This is a genomic window from Mesobacillus boroniphilus JCM 21738 (genome assembly GCF_000517385.1).
Lineage (GTDB): Bacteria > Bacillota > Bacilli > Bacillales > Cytobacillaceae > Mesobacillus > Mesobacillus boroniphilus.
The window spans coordinates 1-19,686 of sequence record NZ_BAUW01000003.1; the positions used below are offsets into that span (position 1 = coordinate 1).

21 protein-coding genes, 2 pseudogenes and 1 riboswitch are annotated in these 19,686 nt (G+C 43.2%); of the genes and pseudogenes, 19 read left to right on the forward strand and 4 right to left on the reverse strand.

Annotation, left to right across the window (positions count from 1 at the left end; genetic code table 11):
* Nucleotides 1–492: 492 nt before the first annotated feature.
* From nosD to JCM21738_RS01700, 4 genes are all read left to right on the forward strand, one after another.
* Entirely contained in the window at nt 493–1,710 is a 1,218-nt protein-coding gene (nosD, locus tag JCM21738_RS01685) for a nitrous oxide reductase family maturation protein NosD (protein WP_052019533.1), read from the forward strand.
* Nucleotides 1,694–2,299, forward strand: coding sequence for a nitrous oxide reductase accessory protein NosL (locus JCM21738_RS01690; protein ID WP_243462836.1), 606 nt, complete (start codon nt 1,694–1,696; stop codon nt 2,297–2,299). The genes nosD and JCM21738_RS01690 overlap by 17 nt, the downstream gene beginning before the upstream one ends.
* The gene (locus JCM21738_RS01695) at nt 2,296–3,015 is read left to right on the forward strand and encodes an ABC transporter permease (protein ID WP_243462837.1); all 720 of its coding nucleotides are present in this window, start codon (nt 2,296–2,298) and stop codon (nt 3,013–3,015) included. The genes JCM21738_RS01690 and JCM21738_RS01695 overlap by 4 nt, the downstream gene beginning before the upstream one ends.
* 90 nt (nt 3,016–3,105) lie before the next feature.
* Nucleotides 3,106–3,756 carry an ABC transporter ATP-binding protein gene (locus tag JCM21738_RS01700; RefSeq protein ID WP_243462838.1) on the forward strand — a complete coding sequence of 217 codons (651 nt, stop codon included), beginning with the start codon at nt 3,106–3,108 and terminating at the stop codon, nt 3,754–3,756.
* A gap of 132 nt (nt 3,757–3,888) precedes the next feature.
* On the opposite strand, the gene JCM21738_RS01705 is transcribed toward JCM21738_RS01700, so the two are convergent.
* A complete protein-coding gene (locus JCM21738_RS01705) occupies nt 3,889–4,503 on the reverse strand; it encodes a nitrous oxide reductase accessory protein NosL (protein ID WP_023625731.1) in 615 nt (204 codons plus the stop codon).
* A gap of 542 nt (nt 4,504–5,045) precedes the next feature.
* Nucleotides 5,046–5,210 (reverse strand): helix-turn-helix domain-containing protein, encoded by a 165-nt coding sequence (locus JCM21738_RS26965; RefSeq protein WP_023625728.1) that lies wholly within the window; start codon nt 5,208–5,210, stop codon nt 5,046–5,048.
* Nucleotides 5,211–5,439: 229 nt separating this feature from the next.
* Between JCM21738_RS26965 and JCM21738_RS23730 the strand changes: the two genes are divergently transcribed.
* Together JCM21738_RS23730 and JCM21738_RS24665 are read left to right on the forward strand one after the other, a co-directional pair.
* Nucleotides 5,440–5,628 carry a hypothetical protein gene (locus tag JCM21738_RS23730; RefSeq protein WP_148296040.1) on the forward strand — a complete coding sequence of 63 codons (189 nt, stop codon included), beginning with the start codon at nt 5,440–5,442 and terminating at the stop codon, nt 5,626–5,628.
* A gap of 241 nt (nt 5,629–5,869) precedes the next feature.
* Nucleotides 5,870–5,955, forward strand: a riboswitch (cyclic di-GMP riboswitch).
* Nucleotides 5,956–5,984: 29 nt separating this feature from the next.
* Complete coding sequence (locus JCM21738_RS24665; protein ID WP_023625727.1) at nt 5,985–6,110, forward strand: anti-repressor SinI family protein; 126 nt, start codon at nt 5,985–5,987, stop codon at nt 6,108–6,110.
* A 104-nt stretch (nt 6,111–6,214) separates the two neighbouring features.
* Here JCM21738_RS24665 and JCM21738_RS01720 read toward each other — a convergent pair whose 3' ends face one another.
* Nucleotides 6,215–6,535 (reverse strand): helix-turn-helix domain-containing protein, encoded by a 321-nt coding sequence (locus JCM21738_RS01720; protein ID WP_023625726.1) that lies wholly within the window; start codon nt 6,533–6,535, stop codon nt 6,215–6,217.
* Nucleotides 6,536–6,829: 294 nt separating this feature from the next.
* On the opposite strand from JCM21738_RS01720, the gene treR reads away from it, so the two are divergent.
* Entirely contained in the window at nt 6,830–7,558 is a 729-nt protein-coding gene (gene treR / locus JCM21738_RS01725) for a trehalose operon repressor (protein ID WP_023625725.1), read from the forward strand.
* Between the two features lie 81 nt (nt 7,559–7,639).
* On the opposite strand, the gene JCM21738_RS01730 is transcribed toward treR, so the two are convergent.
* Nucleotides 7,640–7,915: a late competence development ComFB family protein gene (locus JCM21738_RS01730; protein WP_023625724.1), complete on the reverse strand. Its 276-nt coding sequence runs from the start codon at nt 7,913–7,915 to the stop codon at nt 7,640–7,642.
* A gap of 201 nt (nt 7,916–8,116) precedes the next feature.
* Between JCM21738_RS01730 and JCM21738_RS01735 the strand changes: the two genes are divergently transcribed.
* From JCM21738_RS01735 to nrfD, 12 genes and pseudogenes are all read left to right on the forward strand, one after another.
* The gene (locus JCM21738_RS01735; RefSeq protein WP_243462852.1) at nt 8,117–8,635 is read left to right on the forward strand and encodes a type 1 glutamine amidotransferase domain-containing protein; all 519 of its coding nucleotides are present in this window, start codon (nt 8,117–8,119) and stop codon (nt 8,633–8,635) included.
* Nucleotides 8,636–9,004: 369 nt separating this feature from the next.
* The gene (gene map / locus JCM21738_RS01740; RefSeq protein ID WP_023625722.1) at nt 9,005–9,754 is read left to right on the forward strand and encodes a type I methionyl aminopeptidase; all 750 of its coding nucleotides are present in this window, start codon (nt 9,005–9,007) and stop codon (nt 9,752–9,754) included.
* A 121-nt stretch (nt 9,755–9,875) separates the two neighbouring features.
* A complete protein-coding gene (locus tag JCM21738_RS01745) occupies nt 9,876–10,736 on the forward strand; it encodes a MurR/RpiR family transcriptional regulator (protein WP_023625721.1) in 861 nt (286 codons plus the stop codon).
* Nucleotides 10,737–10,845: 109 nt separating this feature from the next.
* Nucleotides 10,846–11,786: pseudogene (gene gnd / locus JCM21738_RS01750) on the forward strand (phosphogluconate dehydrogenase (NAD(+)-dependent, decarboxylating)).
* Nucleotides 11,787–11,943: 157 nt separating this feature from the next.
* Nucleotides 11,944–12,951, forward strand: coding sequence for an ABC transporter substrate-binding protein (locus JCM21738_RS01755; protein WP_023625719.1), 1,008 nt, complete (start codon nt 11,944–11,946; stop codon nt 12,949–12,951).
* Nucleotides 12,948–13,865, forward strand: a complete 918-nt coding sequence (locus JCM21738_RS24995; RefSeq protein ID WP_243462839.1) for a cache domain-containing protein — start codon at nt 12,948–12,950, stop codon at nt 13,863–13,865. Before JCM21738_RS01755 ends, JCM21738_RS24995 begins: the two co-directional genes overlap by 4 nt.
* A gap of 2 nt (nt 13,866–13,867) precedes the next feature.
* Nucleotides 13,868–15,139 (forward strand): ATP-binding protein, encoded by a 1,272-nt coding sequence (locus JCM21738_RS25000; RefSeq protein WP_243462840.1) that lies wholly within the window; start codon nt 13,868–13,870, stop codon nt 15,137–15,139.
* The gene (locus JCM21738_RS01765) at nt 15,108–16,451 is read left to right on the forward strand and encodes a sigma-54-dependent transcriptional regulator (protein ID WP_031308032.1); all 1,344 of its coding nucleotides are present in this window, start codon (nt 15,108–15,110) and stop codon (nt 16,449–16,451) included. Before JCM21738_RS25000 ends, JCM21738_RS01765 begins: the two co-directional genes overlap by 32 nt.
* Nucleotides 16,452–16,705: 254 nt before the next feature.
* Nucleotides 16,706–17,683, forward strand: a complete 978-nt coding sequence (locus tag JCM21738_RS01770; RefSeq protein ID WP_023625716.1) for a nuclease-related domain-containing protein — start codon at nt 16,706–16,708, stop codon at nt 17,681–17,683.
* Between the two features lie 283 nt (nt 17,684–17,966).
* The gene (locus JCM21738_RS01775) at nt 17,967–18,167 is read left to right on the forward strand and encodes a twin-arginine translocase TatA/TatE family subunit (RefSeq protein ID WP_023625715.1); all 201 of its coding nucleotides are present in this window, start codon (nt 17,967–17,969) and stop codon (nt 18,165–18,167) included.
* Nucleotides 18,168–18,627: 460 nt separating this feature from the next.
* Nucleotides 18,628–19,086, forward strand: coding sequence for a 4Fe-4S dicluster domain-containing protein (locus tag JCM21738_RS25010; RefSeq protein ID WP_243462841.1), 459 nt, complete (start codon nt 18,628–18,630; stop codon nt 19,084–19,086).
* A gap of 12 nt (nt 19,087–19,098) precedes the next feature.
* Nucleotides 19,099–19,608 (forward strand): annotated as a pseudogene (gene nrfD / locus JCM21738_RS26485) (NrfD/PsrC family molybdoenzyme membrane anchor subunit); the annotation flags it as partial.
* Between the last annotated feature and the right edge of the window lie 78 nt (nt 19,609–19,686).

Below are 19,686 nucleotides of genomic sequence, written 5' to 3' on the forward strand. Positions count from 1 at the left end.
CGACTTCACCGGTCGGCCCTCCAACGCTTGTCGGGGCTGAACAAGGCGCTTGCGCTATTCTTATGAGAGAGGATGCTTTAAATATCGAAAAACCTTACGAAATGAAACATTAAAAACAAAAAGGAAACCAGAAATATTACTCGGCTTCCTGCTTTGGCGTATCTGGCTGACACATTTTATCGACAGCAAAGCCAATTACAAGCATCATTGCAATCGGAATGGAGAAGTTTAAAATATGAACAATTGTCATGTCCAGGTCCTCCCTTAACCCTTAATCAGGTTTACATATTATTTACATTATATTGTATTTGTCACAAAATAGACACATTCACTTTTGATTATTCTGAAAACTTTACAGATTTAATGAGTTTACCCCTATTTTCACTATGAATCTCTTCATTAACTTCAACGATTCCCAACAAATATTTCAAGGTTTTATCACATTTTTTTGCTAGTTTTAAAAAGAGAATAATACAGGGAGGAGGCAGCTGTATGTGGAGGCTGAAAAGGCCGCTTGCATTTAATTTCTTTTTGCTTCTAATGCTCATCCCCATTCATTCCTATGCCAATGAATTTAAAGTGGAGGACGGCCAATCAATCCAGAGAGCTGTTGACCGTGCCAGCAATGGGGACACCATCCTTATCTCCCCAGGAGTCCACAAAGAAAGTGTCGTGATCAATAAGGAAGTGTCTATAAAAGGAGAAGATGGAGCAATTATTGATGGCGGTGGAAAAGGAAATGTCATCACGGTCACAGCTTCGAATGTGGTAATTGATGGACTTACAATCCAGAACAGCGGGTCTGGACAGGAGGACAGCGGAATTTACATTAAAAAAGCTGACAGAAATGTCATCCAAAACAATACTTTGAAAAATGTTCAGTACGGAATATATATAGCAGACAGCCATGAAAACCAGCTGCTTGAAAATAGCATTACAAGCAACAAAGCGCATTTCTCTAAGCGTGGGAACGGCATTCATATGTTCAAGGGAGGCGGTCATTTGCTGAAAGGAAACGTGATCGCCAATGTACAGGATGGGGTTTACTTTGATTTTACTGAAGATATTCAGGTGTCGGAGAATCATGTAAGTGAATCACGCTACGGAATGCATTTTATGTTCAGTGAAGGAATTCTAGCTGAGAGAAATCATGTTGAAAAAAATGTGACCGGATTCATGGTGATGGATTCAAATCATATTGACTTCATAGAAAACAAGGTAACGAACCACTTTCATTTCCGCGGCTACGGAATTTTGATTTATGAAACGAAGAATGTACTGGTTGAGGGCAATGATATACTCCGGAACAGCACAGGACTTTCCCTTGAATATGGGGTAGATACTTTGATAAACAGGAATCAGATTGCCGCTAATCAGGTAGGTCTTGAATTCATGGGAAAGAATGAAAATAACACGTTTTCCGAAAACAACTTCATCGGGAATGTCGTTCAGTCGAAGATTTCCGGGGAGGATATGAGGCTGGATGATGGTGTGAAGGGAAACTATTGGGATGATTACAGCAGTTTTGACCTTTCAGGTGATGGAGTGGGAGAAGAAGCACACAAAGCTGGTTCACTGTATGATCGCTTATTGAGGAAACAGCCGTACTGGCAATTCTTTTTTGAAAGTCCTTCGATCAAGCTGTGGACCAAAGCGGAGGCTTTATTTCCTTCTTTTGGGGCAGCAGATGTTTATGATGCCGCCCGCTGATAGAGCCAGTAACCATGCTTCAGGAAGCAGAACAGCGGAGCAAGGACAGAATGATGCCAGGAGTAATAGGCATACTGTTTATTTTGTTCTCGATATTCGTCATTGTGAAAGGAAGGAAACTGCGATGATCAAAAAGCTTGGGATACTTTTGATGATGTCTGTTGTGGCAGTATCAGGCTGCAGCAACAGTGCGATGGAACCGGAGGAAATCAACCCGGAAATTGATGTGTGCGAGGTTTGCAATATGGGCCTTGCCCACGAGCATTATGCTACAGAGGTTGTCACTGCCGATGGCGAAATATATAAATTTGATGATATTGGCTGTATGGATGAATTCCTGGAAATGGAGACAGCTCTAAAGGAAGAAAGTGCAGCGAAAAAATATGTAAGAGACGTGGATACGGGAGAATGGATTGAACTGGACAAAGCCTATCACGCATACCATCCGGATTTCTGGACACCGATGGCAAATGGTGTAGTCAGTTTCAAGGACAGGGAGAGCGCTGAAAATTATGTTAAGGAACAGGGAATGGGCGAAGTGCTGGATTATGAGTCATTAATGAAACATGAGTGGAGCTGGGAGCAATGAGGCACATCGCGGGGCAGCAGTTGACCTTGATGATGAGAAGCCATTGGCTTGCCGGCTTTGGCATATTGTTCTCATCTCTTGCCGTGATGGTCGCTTTTCTGGGCAACACAGGAGGAACAGGGTTTGACGGGTTTAACAGGATGACGGCCAGCTTGCTGAATATCAACTTACTGCTGATTCCTTTGCTGTCTTTGCTGATCGGCAGCTTGTTTTTGTCAGGTGAAAAGGAAGACCGCGGGCTAACGCTGCTGCTGACATATCCAATTTCACCATGGGCAGTTATATTTGGGAAGTATGCCGGTTTGTTTGCTGCAGTCTGGTCTGTATTGACTTTTGGATATGGTACAGCATTGCTCGTCATCTTCTTCGTTGGCGGAGGAGTCTCTGTTTCCTTGCTGATATTGTTTTATGTGTATTCGATCCTGCTGGCGGCTATTTTCCTGTCGCTGGCGATGATGATTGGCATAATGGCCAAAACGCGGTTCCAGGCGCTGGGGATAAGCTTGATTGTCTGGGCATTCCTTGTGCTTTTCTATGAATTTATCATTATGGGGTTGAGCATGTTCATGATGAAGCAATGGCTGCTGCCAATGCTGACTGTGTCCATATTTCTCAATCCAGTAGAGTTGATTCGCGTTCAGTCGATCCTGTCGCTTGATGGAGCATCGGTATTCGGGCCACGATTATATGATTTAACCATCTGGCAGATGGATTGATAGGCAAAACGCTATTCATTCTTGCTGTTTTGCTTTGGACGGTACTGCCTGTCCTATACTCTGTGTACAGGACTAAACGGGGGGTTGAGGATGAATAGCAAGGAATGGATCAAGATAGAAGGATTGGCAAAACATTATAGTCCGACAAAGAAGATTACTGATATCAGCTTCTCAATCGACAAACCTGAAATCTTTGCACTCTGCGGCGGAAACGGTGCAGGAAAGAGCACATTGATCAAGATGCTTACAGGGATTATGAAGCCGACTGCGGGCATGGTATATATGGACGGTAAGGAAGCTGAACCGCAAAGTAAAGGGTTCAAAAAACTATTTTCATATATGCCGGATGAAATGCTCTTTCCCCGCCAGCTGACGGGGTTGGAAGTTTTGACTTTTTTTGCGAGGTTAAGAGGAATAAGTGATGAAAAAGTGACTGAAGCTCTTCACCAGGTTGGCTTATTTGATGTAAGGAATATGCAGATTAAACAATATTCTAAAGGAATGCAGCAGCGGCTTTCGCTTGCGCAGGCGCTGTTGCCGGATGTCCCGCTGCGAATTCTCGATGAACCAACCAATGGTCTAGATCCACTCTGGGTGTACCGCTTCAAGGAGATTATCCTGGAAGAGAAACGCCAGGGCAGAACGATTTTCTTTACTACCCATATCCTCAGCCTGGTCGAGGAATTGGCTGACAGAGCTGCGTTCATGCAGGAGGGCATATTCGGTATTGTGATTCAGTAGAATCACTAGTGCAAAATAACGGAGTCTATACGCCACTTGAAAAGGTCTTCTTCAATTAGATATTAGTTAAATACCAGACGAAAAATCCCGGTGCTAGATTACACACCGGGATTTTATTTCGTAAAGTCACCATTAATGGCCGCTTTCTTCATCCATTTCGCTGTCCTTATCCTTATCCATGCTGTCGCTATTCATCTTCATTTTTTTCATATAGCGTTCGTTTGCGATTTGGTCGATTTGCTCCCATGTTGCCATGGCAGGATTCTTGTCGCTGTTTTCTGAAATGAATTTTTCGGCGCTTTCGCTGTCTTTGAAGAATGCGTAGCCGTATTTCATAGGTGTTTTAAGGTCTGCTTTTACAGGAGTCGCAGAATCAGCCTCGACCCATTCTGATGTGATATAATCACGGACCCATTTCTCCTCGAATTCAACATCATCACGTCTAGTGATATTCAATAGGCAGCCTGAGTCATCAAAGAATACATATTCTCCGTCCTTGGTTTTGGCCTGTGCGGTGAAAACTCCCATTGGATCAGCTTCCTCGTACACTTTCATATTGCAGAATGCACAAACATCGTCAGCACCTGGTTCATGAGGGCCATCTGCATGGTCATCTTCATCATGTTTCACTTCAGTTGCCGCAGTTTCCTGACCGTCTTTTTGTTCATTTTCAGCCGCTTCATCTCCGCAGGCAGAAACGATTGTCATTAAAAATAATGCCGCCATGATAGCAATTAATTTCTTCATAAAAATCTCCTCCTTTAATCGAATTTAATCCTATCAGGGAGTTGTGATTAAAATGCGAAAAATCAAAGGAAAAAGCGTGAGAAGCATACTATTTTTGTGGCGGTTTTGTGACAATTATCCAAGCTTTAATGAATTGCATATAAGCCGTTTATTAAAACGGTAAAGAAAAATTCCTTTTAGGGAGAGAATTAACTGATGGGCAAAGCCTTGTTGCGAATATCGCACTTTAAAAAAATAATGCGAGGATGGGGCAAAGATTGCAGCCAGCCTGGCCAAACAGAGAATCAGCCTATGAGGCTGGTTCTTTTTTGGGGGGCCAAAACATTCAAGACAAAGCCTCTTATAGGAAATACCTGTTCTAAAGCGCCGGTTTCCATTGTAATTTATATAAATACTTAACTGCTAATCCTGTTTTCTCCAGCTCTTAAACTTCATGAAATCAAGATAATAAGAAAAATCTTCTTTGCTGATTCCGTTTTTTATAGCTTCATCAACAGTCATCCTGGCGGCTTTCATGTTTTGCTGTCCCATCAAGTACGTATCTAAGTTGTCTGCCAGACGAGAAAAAACTTGAAGCGATGGATTTCCCTGGATCCCTCTTTCGTATAACTGAGATAGGATTTGGAAACATTTTCTTTTTCAGAGAGTTCACTAATGGAATACTTTTTTTCAAGCCTTAAACTTTTAATTTTCTCTCCAACTGTCATAAGAGAATCTCCTTTTTATCATCTAATAATTCATTATAACGAACAATATAGTTCTTTTGAAAATACAAGAAACTGAGATAAACGGAGTAAATTCTTAAAAAAGAACGAAATTTTGTTCTTTTTTTAAGAAAATTTAGCGATATTTTAGACTTTTTCAGAATGGATGCAAATGGACTATACTCGAATGGAATATAATAACAAATCACTTTTTAAAGGGGGCTGGATGGCCATGTACAGAAAAAATTGTGACCGATGTAACCGTCCTTCGTTTAGCAGCAGTGAGGTCGGAGAGTGGCTCTGCCCGATTTGCGGAAATGATTTAACGAGATACCCGTTTTTTAATGCCATCAGGCTTGAGAAAATCGCTATTTTACCGCGCTTAAAAAGGCAAATATATAAGAAAACTGGCCATCCATAGGATCATCTCAAGTTTATGGGGGTTATTTTAAAAAAAGAGTTCAACAATTAGAGCTATAATTTGACAAAAATCTTTAAGTAAATGGTTTTAATCTTCAGATAATATCACTTTCATGCCATGATTTTGTAATTGTTTGGAAGAAAAGAGAAAAAGCACTTCTATTGTTGCCGACAAATATTTACATGTTAAATATATAGAACAATGTACAATGACATTGGGAGTAAAAAAGTGAGTAAAAAGATACAGAAAAAGGCAAACTTGTTGAAAAACTAGGACGCAAAGTCACGGATCTAAGGTGCGATGTACTATGATGGCCGGACTGCCTGGAATACTAACTGTATTTTGGGGGGAAGAACTTGATTAAAGAACAGGTAGTTTTCGAAGAACTGGATACAGAATGGATGAAGCTTATAATGGAAGCATTAGAGATGGGAATTAACAAAGAAGAAATCAGGGAGTTTTTAACTAAGACCACTAAGTAGTCAAAGGATTCATACATAGAAAATAGATGTGCGTTCGAGCAGCTCTTATGGAGGTGCTTTTATTTTTGAACGAAAAACGGACAGCGCAGGCTGTCCGTTGAGATTTATTTATTGTGGAGTCTCCATTTATTGAATTCCAGAAACTCGCGGAACTGGTCTTTTGTGATACCAGAATCCATTGCTTCTTTAACAAGATTGACCCAATCAGAATCCATGTTTTCTTTGTCAGGCTGTTCATGGATTAGGTGGTCTACTGGTACATTCAATACTCCTGCTATCTTTTCTAAAAATTGGATTGAAGGATTTGTTTGAAGGTTTCGCTCCAATGAGCTCAAATATGATTTTGCTACGCCAGCTTGCTCTGCCAGTTCAGATAAGGACATTCTTTTTTCTTGTCGAAGTTTCTTGACGCGTTCACCGATCACTGTTATCCACACACCTTATCAATTTATAGTTATATCATAACAAATCTGATAATATAGTTCCATATTGAGAACAACTTATAGAACGATTATAACCAACACTGAAGTTTTTTGGAGCCATTTTTAAGAAAAATCATGTTGGGAAAAAACTTATCGCTTTTATATCGGTCATTGTGATTACAGTTGTATATTATTTTATGAAGATTCTTTGAAAATTACAAACATGATTGTCAATTGTGTTCAAAAGGGCATAAACAAGGTAAAATGGTAGCAATCAGACAAGGTACGGGTGATGTTATGCAGAAGAAGTATTTATTGATTTACGAAGAGATTTCGAAACAGATCCAGGAAGGGCATTATCCTCCTAAAACGATTTTGCCATCTGAAAATGAATTTGCGGATATGTACCAAACGTCCAGGGAAACCATCCGCAAAGCGCTGAATCTTCTTGCTCAAAATGGATTTATCCAAAAAATTCGAGGCAAGGGTTCACTTGTGCTGGATTTGAAAAGACATCAGTTTCCTATCTCCGGATTGATCAGTTTTAAAGAACTTGCGGAGAACATGGGTGGAAAGGCGAAAACGACTGTCGAAGAGTTCACTCTTGAAATCGCAGGCCGGGAAATTGCAAAGGAATTAAATGTAGCAGATGAGGAAAAGGTTTGGAAGATAAAAAGAGTCCGCCATATTGATGAAGAGCGTGTTATTCTCGATAAGGATTTTCTCGTCGAAACGCATGTGCCAGGACTGTCGGCCGAGAAATGCGAGAACTCGATATTTGAGTATATTGAGGGGCAGCTTGAGAAAAAAATCAGCTTTGCAAAGAAAGAATTCACGGTGGAGGAACCGAACGCCGAGGACCGGAAGCTTCTTGATATGGAAGGATTCCATGCAATCGTCATCGTGAAAAACTATATTTATTTTGATGATGCCACCCTGTTCCAATATACAGAATCAAGGCACCGTCCCGACAAGTTCCGTTTCGTTGATTTTGCCAGACGGATGGATACCCAACAGTCTTTATAAGAAAAAAGAAGCTGCCAATTGGCAGCTTTTATTCTTAGATAAAGAATCACTATTTGGACAAGCTGATTGCTTATTTCTGATTTAATGCTTCGGGTATTTGCCGACAAGATGGATGGCACTGATGATTCTTTTATTGATCCAGGTTCTGTTTTCCTGGGTATTAAGTTGCTCGTATACCATCTTCCGGCCATCTTCTGTAGTGACGTAGTGACTTGGAAGAGTGTTCAGGCTGATGGCAATGATATCATTCCGGCACTTCTCGCAATTACAGAAGGTCTGGTAATCAGGGCTCATCATCAACACATTGACAAGAGTGGAAACGACCTCTTCCATTACATTGACATAACTAAATTTCATGGTGCCTTCTCTCCCTATTGATATCCTAAATTAAATTATAGTTGAATGACAGAAATATAAAATGATTTTTTTAAATTTGCTATAAGATAGGTCTTTTTACATGTTTTTATACAAAATAATGGAACTTATATTGAATGTGTTTTACAAACGGCAGACAGGGAATTTTAATAGTGGAGATTTTTTTAAAAGGAGATGTTGAATATATGGGTAAAAAAAATTGCCTGTTTAATAACCGATTTATTTGAAGATGTGGAATATCTTGAGCCTTCACGTGCTTTCAGTGAAGCCGGGCATGAAGTGGTGACGATTGAAAAAGAGCAGGGTAAAACCGTAACCGGAAAGAAGGAAAAAGCTGAGGTTAAAATTGATGAAAGCATCGATAACGTCAAGCCGGAAGATTTTGATGCATTATTCATTCCGGGCGGCTTCTCCCCGGATCAGCTGCGTGAAGACGAGCGGTTCGTCCAATTTGCCAAGGCATTCATGGACGAGAAGAAACCAGTCTTCGCCATCTGCCATGGACCGCAGCTGTTGCTTACTGCAAAAACGCTTGAAGGCAGAGGAGCCACCGGTTATAAATCCATCCGCGTCGACATGGAATATGCCGGAGCGAAATACATGGACAAAGAAGTCGTCGTTTGCTGTAATCAACTCGTGACCAGCAGGGAGCCGAAGGATATCCCGGCATTCAATCGCGAAGCACTAAAAGTGTTGCAATAAAATTGGTGAGGAACCCTTTTGCTGAGGCAGAAGGGTTTTTTATTGGGCGTTTGTCGCGGCGGTTTTTAAAAATGGAAAAAACACGTGAAATTTCCAGTTCGCTATAAAAAAGAGATTTTCGCTATAAAAACGAAAAAGTCGCTATAAAAAAGGGGAAGTCGCTATAAAAACGAAAAAATCGCTATAATAATGAATTTTTCGCTATAAAAATCTATTGATGAGATTTTTCATAGGAGTAAAGTGAGTCTATATAACAAAATCAAGCCAAACTAAGGCTATTTTCATTCTGTTATCCGCAAAATGGTTCATTTTGCCGGATATCTTCATATAAGATAATATAGAATTGAATTGATTCGGGGAGATGACGGAATGATTGTTTTAAAATCGGCACGTGAGATTGAAAATATGAAGGCAGCGGGCAAGCTGCTCGCTTCCGTGCATAAAGAGTTGCGCAAACTGATCAAGCCGGGGGTAACCACATGGGAAATTGACCAGTTTGTCGAGGATTATTTAAAAAAGAATGGAGCCACTCCTCAGCAGAAGGGTTACCGTAATTATCAATATGCAACATGTGCCAGTATCAATGATGAGGTATGCCACGGCTTTCCTCGAAAAGAGGCGCTGAACGATGGCGATATTGTAACGATAGATATGGTCGTAAACCTGAATGGCGCACTGGCTGATTCAGCTTGGAGCTACGCTGTCGGGAATGTGAGAGAACAATCACAAAAGCTGCTTGATGTGACAAAAGAGGCATTATATCGCGGTATTGCTGCCTCCGTACCTGGAAACCGGGTTGGCGATATCGGTCATGCGATTCAGTCATATGTGGAGGGAGAAGGTTTTTCGGTTGTCCGTGAATTTATCGGCCATGGCATCGGCTCGGTGATTCATGAGAAGCCAGATATCCCGCATTATGGTCTGCCGGGCAAGGGGCCAAGGCTGAAGGAAGGCATGGTATTTACCATCGAACCAATGGTTAATATCGGTGAATGGAAAACGAAGATGGATTCTAACGGCTGGACAGCAAGAACAGTGGACGGCATGCTGTCCGCGCAGTATGAACATACCATTGCGATCACCAAAGATGGACCGGTCATCTTAACGAAACAGGAATAACAATCAAGCGGGCTGAACACGAGCTAATCCCTATTTTTATAAAAGGAATGAAAAAACTTTTCACTTTTCACAAATAATAATGAAATCGCCGTCAAAAAGAACAATAAAAGGAGACAATAAAATGGCAAGTGAGCTGAATGGGCAAAATGTCATCGTTAAGATTAAAGCCATCTACCCGTCACTTTCTTCGAAGGAGAAGGCGGTAGCGGATTATATTTTGACCAATCCGAAAGAAATCATCCATTTATCAATCACTGAGTTTTCGGAGAATGCTTCTGTCGCGGAGGCAACCATTTTCCGTTTTTGCAAAAGGCTTGGATTTCGGGGTTATCAAGCTTTTAAAATTGCGCTTGCGAGTGAAGTTGTGGAACCGATCAAGAATATCCACGAAGAAATAAAGGAAGAGGATCAAGTTATTACTCTTGCAGAAAAGATTTTTGCCGGGCATATCGAGGCAATGCAAGAAACGCTTAATCTTCTGGATGGAAAGGTTCTTGAAAACATTATTGATGTGCTTGCAAAGGGAACACGGATTGATTTTTACGGATCAGGCGGTTCGTCGGCAATCGCACTCGATGCATACCATAAGTTTCTGCGGACAGGCATCAACTGCAATGCCCACAGTGACGGACACCAGCAAATCATTTCCGCCGCGCTGCTCCGTCCCGGACAGGCAGCGGTTGGAATTTCACATAGCGGCAGCAATAAAGATGTCATAGAAGCACTGAGGATTGCAAAAGCTAATGGAGCAGCAACAATCGCTATCACAAGCCACTTTAAGTCTCCGTTATCCAGGGAAGCGGATCACGTTTTGTACACGACCTCACGCGAAACGCTATTCCGGTCAGAGGCATTAGCATCAAGGCTGGTCCAATTAAGTTTAATCGATGTGCTTCATGTAGCGGTTTCAGTACGCAGGCAGGAACAAACTCTTGATAACTTGCAAAAAATAAGGGAAGCCATTTCGATAAAAAGATATTAAGATGAAAATTATTTTCTTATTTTAGATATACATACGAAAAAATATTTGATACTATCTTTGTATAAAGTTCTTTTCGTAAATAAGAAACTGTTCGAAAAACTAACAATAAATGCGAAATAGCATTTTAAACGAAAAAGGAGTGCATCTACGTGAAACTAGGAATGGTCGCCTTGGCAAAATGGGCTATAACTTGGTATTGAATCTGATGGAAAATGGCCATGAGGCTGTGGCTAATGACATTAATGAAGAAGCTATGCAGAAAATTAAAGCAGAAGGTGCTGAGATTGCTGCAGATTATAAAACAATGGTGGACATGCTGCCAAAGCCGCGTGTGATTTGGCTGATGATCCCTGCTGGCGACCTGGTCGACCAGGTAATTGAAAAGTTCACGCCATACTTAGAAGAGGGCGATATCCTTATTGATGGAGGAAACTCAAACTATAAGGATACGTTAAGACGTGCTGAAAAGCTTTCAGCAGCAGGCATTCAGTTCATGGATGTCGGAACAAGCGGCGGCATGGAAGGTGCTCGTAACGGTGCCTGCACAATGATTGGCGGCGATGCAGAAGTTTTTGCACATGTTGAGCCAATCTTCAAGGACATTTCGATTGAAAACGGCTATCTCTACACAGGTAAGGTTGGAAGCGGCATTTCTTGAAAATGGTCCATAACGGTATTGAGTATGGTATGATGCAGGCAATTGCCGAAGGGTTTGAAATCCTCGAAAAGAGCCCGTTCAATTATGACTACAAGGAAGTTTCTCGCGTTTGGAACCACGGCTCCGTCATCCGCAGCTGGCTGATGGAATTGATGGAAAATGCGTTCTCCAAAGAGCCAAAGCTTGAAAGCATCAAAGGCGTCATGCATTCATCAGGAGAAGGGAAATGGACAGTTGAAACAGCACTGGACCTGCAAACAGCAGCACCAGTTATCGCGCTGTCACTGATGATGCGCTACCGTTCACTTGAAGACGATACATTCACAGGAAAAGTCGTTGCGGCATTAAGAAACGAATTCGGCGGCCACGCTGTAGAGCGAAAAGAAGATTAAGATTCAGGTTCTCCTCTAAATGAGGGGAACTTTTTTTATTTTAGGCAGAAATGAACATATACCCTTATACTTTCATAAAATTATCCTTTTTTGCAAGATGGCTACGTTACTTTTTCCGTTATAGTGGAAGTGAATACTGGAATTGGGGGCGCAGGCTTTGAAAACAAAGTGGTATTTCTTTTTTCTGACAACGATTGCCATATCGGCTATTATATATGCATTTCTGGGAGTCAGGGGAGATGAGCCGGAAGAAATTGGCGTCCTGATGATCGGTGAAAACCGCTATGAGAAGTTTACTGGACTGGAAGCTGGATTGAAGGATCTCGGATATAGCGCTAAGGAAGTCCATTTTACGGTAAAAAATGCACATGATGATGAAGTGCTGATTGACAAACAAATCGATCAGCTGCTAGAGGGTAAACCCAATCTAATTGTTACGCTTGGCGGGATAGAAACCCAGCGTCTGAAAGCGAAAATGGATGAGAAAAACATTGAAATCCCTGTAGTTTTTGCAGGTCTTGCGGCACCAAAGGAACTTGGATTGATAAAAGATTACAAGTCACCTGGAGGCCTTTTTACTGGTATCAATAACTATCACGCCAGTATTTCTGGCAAGCGCCTCGAGATGCTGACCTCACTCGTGCCCGCTATTGACAGGGTCCATGTGATTTATGACAGCAAGATTGATGTCAGCAAATTTAGCCTTGAAGAAACAAAGGATGCAGCAAAGGACTTGGGGGTAGCAATTTCCCCATGCGATGCCAGCTCGAAGGAATGCCTGGAAACTCTATGGAAATCTGTCGGTGATGGCGAGGCAATCCTCGTCCTGCCTAGCTTCAGGATTGAATCTCTGACTGATGAAATTGTGAAACTGACAGAGGAGAAAAAAGTCCCGGCTATGGGAATGTATGATTTTGAAGCGGAAAAAGGGTTGCTTGCAAGCTACGGATCCAGCTTTTATTCTCAGGGCTACCAGGCATCAAGGTTTGTCAGCTTGATTTTACAGGGAAACAAGCCAGGGGAATTGCCTGTCGAACTGCCCGATGGCATTCGTTTTGTCGTCAACCAGCAAACGAAGGATGCGCTTGGAGTCGCCATAAATCAGGATTTGCTGCATATCGCCGAGCTGATACACCCTGAAGTGCAAGGAGGCAGGAAGCGATGAGAATTCTGATTGATTTCTTGCACTCACAGACAATCCGCAATAAGGTCTTGGTATTCGGTGTAGTAATGTCGACGATCCCATTGCTGCTGATCAGCTTATTCTACTACTCTTTTGTAAAATCGGATCTGGAAACGAGGATTTTGGAAAAACAGCATCTGGTGCTCGAGAATTTATCACGTGAAATTCAGTATGAATTCAGCCAGACATTCCAGCGAATCCAGGTCCTCGCATCTCTTAATCTATTGAATGAAAAACAAAGTGCATTATATGAGCTCCTGCAGCAAAGCGAATCAGTCGAGGAGGTCATAATTGCCGATGATAAAGGCTTTGTGGAAAAAAGAGTGTCGCGATACGAACTCAACATTGCCGGGGATAACGAGCGGTGGTTCACGGATGAAATGTGGTTCCAGCTCCAGACGCTTGACAGGGTATACGGCCAGGTGGAGTTCAATCAGTATGGCCAGCCTGTAATGAAGTTGGCGATCCCTTTTTACGAAGATGAATCGAAAAAAGCAATCGGAGTGGTTGTCCAGCTTCAGAAAATCATCGGGAAAATCTCGTCAATGCGCCAGGATCACTCCTCATATATTTATTTAATCGATGATAAAGACCGGGTCATCGCCCATCAGGATTACAGCAAGCTCTGGCAAAAACAGACGTCTGGCAGCCAGGATGAGATTGGTGTAACTGCTGAGATTGAAGACTTAAACTGGGTGCTTGTGATGGAGCAGCCCAAAACAACGGCTTTTGCCCCAATCAACAAGATGCTGCAAAGCGGCATAGCCGCAGTCGCGTTGCTGATTTTAACAGTCAGCTTGATCAGCGTATGGGCAGGGCTTTATTTTACAAGGCCCATTGTTTCCATCGACAGGGAAATGAACAATTTGAAGCAAGGCAGGAAAATCAACCTGTAAAAATGAAAAGGGCCGATGAGCTTGGCAAATTGGCTGATTCGTTCAATGACATGAGTAAGGAACTGCTTGAAAAATCAAGACTTCTCGAGCAAGAGAAGGAAAGGCTGGATGTTGTAGTAAACGGAATTGGTGCCGGGCTGGCGCTCGTGACAAAAGAGTACCGGATTACCTGGATGAATCCGATTTTAAAAGGGTGGCTGAGGGAGGACCGGTTGACGCTGCCATGTTACGCAGTGATTGGCGGGGAAAATGCCCCTTGCCTGGATTGTCCGATTACCTGTCCGGATCTTGATAAAATTGCCGACGAAGTCATGAAGTTCAAAGACGGTGCGAATGGCGAGCGAATCTTCAGGCACAGAGTGTTTCCGCTCAACCATGCCATCGAGGAAGAAGGCGAATTCCTCGTCGTGCTCGAGGATATCACCGAGCAAAAACAAATGGAAGAAACGATGATTCAGACAGATAAACTGAGCGCGCTTGGCATCATGGCGTCGAGCTTCGCACACGAAGTCAATAATCCGCTGGCGACGATCAATGTATACGCAGAGGATTTGATCGACAGAATCCAGGCAGGCGACGAAGACCTGGATGAAGATGAAATGGAGCATTATCTCCGCAAAATTAAGGAAAATACCGAGCGATGCAAACGGATTACCGGAAACCTGCTTAATTTTTCCCGGAAGAATGATTGGACAGAGGACCAGATCCGGGTGAAGGAAATCATCGAAAATAGCGTCAGTCTTGTCGAGCATCAGCTGAAAAAGCAGCGAATCCAGCTTGAACTTCATGTGGATGAAGCGCTGCCGGCTGTGAATGGGGATGGACTCAAGCTGATGCAGGTCATCGTCAACCTGATCAATAATGCAGTCGATGCGATGGAAACAGAAGGAAGGTTAGTTGTTTCTGCTTCAGAAACCAATGGAGAAGCGGTTTCGATAAAAGTAAAAGACAGCGGCCACGGAATTCCCGCTGAAGCGATGGATAAACTGTTCGATCCATTCTTCACGACAAAGCCAATTGGAAAAGGAACCGGCCTTGGCTTGTCAGTGTGTTACGGGATCATCCAGCAGTTCGGCGGAAATATCACGATTGACAGCAAACCATCTGAAGGAACGACGGTGGAAATCCAGCTGCTGGCAGAGCGTTCGCTGAAGGCAGGGCATGGCGTGGAAAATCAGGCAGGGAAATCTGAAGTTCCAGATGGCTACGGAAACTCAGCACTAGAATCAATGGAGGTGGGCTATGATGTCAGCAACAAGATTGTTAGTCGTTGACGATGAACAGGATTTGCTTGAGCTTTTGGTGAGAAGGCTGAAGCGTAAGGGATTTGACGTGGACAGCGCTGGCACAGCCGAGGATGCCCTCGAACTCGTGAAAAAGAATGAATACGACATTGGAGTTTATGACATCCGCCTTCCAGGTATGGATGGCATCGAGCTTTTAAAAGAAACCAAGAAAGTCCAGCCAGATATCGAGGTGCTGATTTTGACCGGGCACGGGACGATTGATACCGCGATTGAAGCGATGAAGGTGGGCGCTTTCGATTATATAACAAAGCCTTATAATCTATCAGAATTGGAACTGACGATTGGAAAGGCTGCGGAAAATAAAGCGCTGAAAGAAAAGAATGACTCTATGAAAAAAATCATCGCCCAGCATAATGGATTCAATATCATTGGTGACAGTGCCAATTTTAAAGAAGTGCTTGAGATGACAAGAAGGATTGCTGACAGCGAGGTGCCGGTCCTGATTGAGGGCGAAAGCGGCACCGGCAAGGAGCTGATTGCGAAAGCACTCCATTATTGGAGCTGCCGTGCAGATGAACCATTCGTGCCGGTGAACTCGGGTGCACTCCCTGAACATCTGCTGGAAAGCGAGCTATTCGGCCATGCCCGCGGTGCATTTACCGGAGCGAGCCAGGATAAGAAAGGCCTTGTCGAGGCAGCGAAAGCCGGAACACTATTTTTGGATGAGTTGGGCGAGATGCCATTAGCGCTGCAGGTGAAATTGCTGCGCTTCCTTGAAACTGGAGAATTCCGCCGGGTCGGTGATGTCCGGGAACGGCATGTTAGCGTCCGCGTCGTTGCCGCCACGAATCGGGATATGGAAAAGGAAGTTGCCGAAGGTCGGTTCCGTGAAGACTTGTATTACCGGTTGAATGTCGTTAAGCTGACGATTCCGCCGCTGCGTGAACGAAAGGGAGACCTGCCAGCACTGATTGAGCACTTCATCAGGAAAACGAAAGCCCCTTCGAAGCGGCTGTCCAGTGAAGCTTTCGCTGCCCTTGAAGATTACGATTTTCCGGGAAATGTTCGCGAGCTGAGCCACCTGATTGAACGCGGCGTGCTGCTATCCAAAGGAAGCATGATTGGAGCCGAGGATTTGCTTTTGCCTCATGCTGGTAAAACAAAGGCTGAGGCACAAGTTCGACTTTCTCCGCTATGCTCTTTGGAAGAAGTAGAGAAAGTGCACATCGATAACGCCCTGAAGCAGATGAACTGGAACAAAACAAAAGCGGCCGACGTGCTGGGCATCAGCGTGCGGAATCTTTACAGGAAAATTGATCAATATGGGTTGAAAGAGTAGGAATTATATTGTGTGGAAATGCGGGTAGGCGAACTGGAAAAAAAACGCTCGGAATTTCCAGTTCGCCAATAAATTTTGATTTTCGCCAATAAGTAGGGTGAAATCGCCAATAAAAATTTATTTTCGCCAATAAAATGAAATTATCGCCAATAAAATTGTGAACTCCGCGAATAAAAATGTTCACAAATAAAATAGAAGGTAATTTAAGCTTAAATATCGAATAATAAGAGCATTACAAAGAAGGAGTGAAGCTTTTGATAGCGAAAAAACGATCCATGCCAAAAGAAGTGAGGATTTATGAGGCAATTGTGAGGCGATTACCATTAAATCACCCACGTAAAGCAGAGTTCGAGACCAAATTATCCATGAAACGCGCAGGGTACAAAGGCGAAAAAGAGTTGGATTACCATATCTCACAAATCGACCACTCTATGTTTACAATCTTACAGGATATTAGAATCCCCTATAATGAAACTCACTTCCAAATTGACACCTTATTTATCTCCAATTCCTTAATCCTACCGATTGATTCCAAGTATTATGCGGGGACACTGGAGTTTTATCCTGAATTCAATCAAATGATCCAATATTTAAACGGAAATGAAAAGGTATATCCTGATCCCATTCTCCAGACGAAAATACAAGCACGTCAACTGAAAGCATTTCTAATCAGTCATCAATTTTCACCGCCCCCGTTAGAACCGTTCGTTGCCATCACCCATTCACAAGCAATCATCAAAAATCCAACCCAAAACAAAGAAGTTAGCCAAAGAGTATTTAAGTCCCCTGGCATCTTCTATAAAATCACCCATTACCTGGAAAGATATCAAAAAGAGGAACTATCGAATCAAGAGATAAAGAAAATAGTTAAACTACTGATGAAAAAACATACACCTTATCTCCCCGATTTAAGAGCACTGAATCTCCCATATGGTGATATCCAGAAAGGAGTTGAGTGTCCAGCCTGCAATGCATTTGGCATGGAAAGATTTCATAGCATATGGGGGTGTAAGAGATGCGGCCATACTTCAAAGGATGCCCATGTAGCTGCTTTAAAAGATTTCTTTCTCATTAATAGTCAGTCGATTACTAACGGACAATTCAGGGATTTTCTTGGAATCTCCTCAATACACCAGGCAAGGAGATTGTTGTCTCATTTGGACTTGAACATATCCGGTGAGAAGAAAGGAAGAGTCTATTCCCCAGGTAAAAGTTTTCCGTTATGGGATTAAGGCTCCAATCTGCATCCCCTGCCATTCCCTGCACACCATGTCAAAATGTCACATGCCAAATTTGCAACACCATGCCAAAATGGCACACAACCTGCGGCTGAAACCGAACTGTACATCCGGTTTCAGCCGCTTTTTGCTGTTCACAAAAGTGTCACGAATCCCGCAGCCTTACTCCCACAAGGAATACCAGCGTACCAAGTCCCCAAAACAACCCATGCCAAAAAAGTTGGCACGCAGCTTGCATTATAAATAAGCAAGAAAAAATAAAAAAGGATGTGGCAATATGCTATCCAATATTGGTATTCCCGGATTGATTTTAATTTTCACATTGGCGTTGATCATCTTCGGTCCGAAGAAGCTTCCGGAAATCGGCAGGGCGTTCGGCCAGACGCTGAAGGAATTCAAGAAATCGACTCGTGAGCTGACAAGTGATATTACCGACGATATCGCGGATGACATCAAAGAAATCAAGGAAATCAAGTGAGAAATCTAAAGCATAAAAAGAGGTGAGTGAAAATGGGTCTATTTTCAAATGAGAAAAAAGTAGATTACGACAAAATCGTCGACAAGATGGTTCCTGATGCCAAGAAAGAAATGGATGAATCACAGTATGACACCGACCTTGGCTTGAATATGGCACGCGACGCGAGGAAGGTCATCAGCGGCAAACTGAAAATTGAAGACTTCCATAAAGTCTATTCTTCATCACTGACTAAGGAATTCGGCAACTACTACGCTTCAGCTGATGGTCCAGATATCAGGAAGGGGGACGGTCCGAAATGGGCGATGATCATCGACTTGAAGAAATGTGTCGGCTGCGATACATGTACGGTCAGCTGCAAGGCTGAGAACAGGACGCCGCCTGGAATCTCCTACAATGTCGTCATGGAATCACTTGAAGGGGAGTTCCCGAACATCAAGCAGTCAACCTGCCAAGGCCGTGCATGCAGTGTGACAAACCGGCATGTGCACAGGTTTGTCCGACAAGAGCGACTTATAAAATGGAGAACGGGATTGTCGCAATCGACAATGACCGCTGCATCGGCTGCCGTTACTGCATCGTTGCTTGTCCTTATGGAGCGCGTTCCTTTGATTTTGGCGACAGCTACGAACAGGAAATGCAAGGGGCCAATGACGTAACAAGTCCTGAATACGGCGTCGAACGTGGAAACCGTGAAAAAGGCAAGACACCAATCGGCACGGTCCGTAAATGCAGCTTCTGCTTCCACCGCCTGCAAAGAGGCGAAGAGCCGGCATGCGTGGAAACCTGCATTGGCGATGCTCGCTTCTTCGGCGACATCAGCGACCCGAACAGTGTTGTATCAAAGCTTGCAGCGAGTCCTAGAGCATTCCGCCTGAAGGAAGAGCTTGGAACGCATCCAAACGTTATTTACTTAAGATAGGAGGGAATGGCGATGGCCAATCTTGCGGTTGATTTAAAAGAGAAAAGTACAATAAAAACGAAAATAAATCTGCAAGTATCAAAAGCTTTTAAAATATGGATCTCAGCTTTGACAGTTGCATTCTTGATAGGCGGGTATTTCATCCTTGAACGTTTCATCACTGGCCTGGCAGCAACGAATCTTTCCAGCATCACTCCTTGGGGGGCATGGATCGCATTCTACATTTTCTTTGTCGGCTTGAGCGCAGGTTCGTTCCTGCTGTCGACGTTAATCTACGTTTTCGGGATGGAAGAATACGAGCGAGTCGGTAAAGCGGCACTTTTCACAGCGATAGTCTGTATGGTCGTCGCGCTGACATTTGTCCTGATGGACCTTGGCCGTCCAGAGCGCATGCTCAATGCGATCATCTACTGGAATGTCACTTCACCACTTGCCTGGGAAGTCCACTTTTATCTCGTATATATCGGTCTTTTAACCGTAGAACTGTATATAGCGATGAGGGAAGACCTTGTCCGCGCTGCAAGAACGAACACAATGAAGGGCTTTGTAGCAAAATTGGTAACCTTCAAGAATGCAACAATCAATGCTGCGACAAAAAAG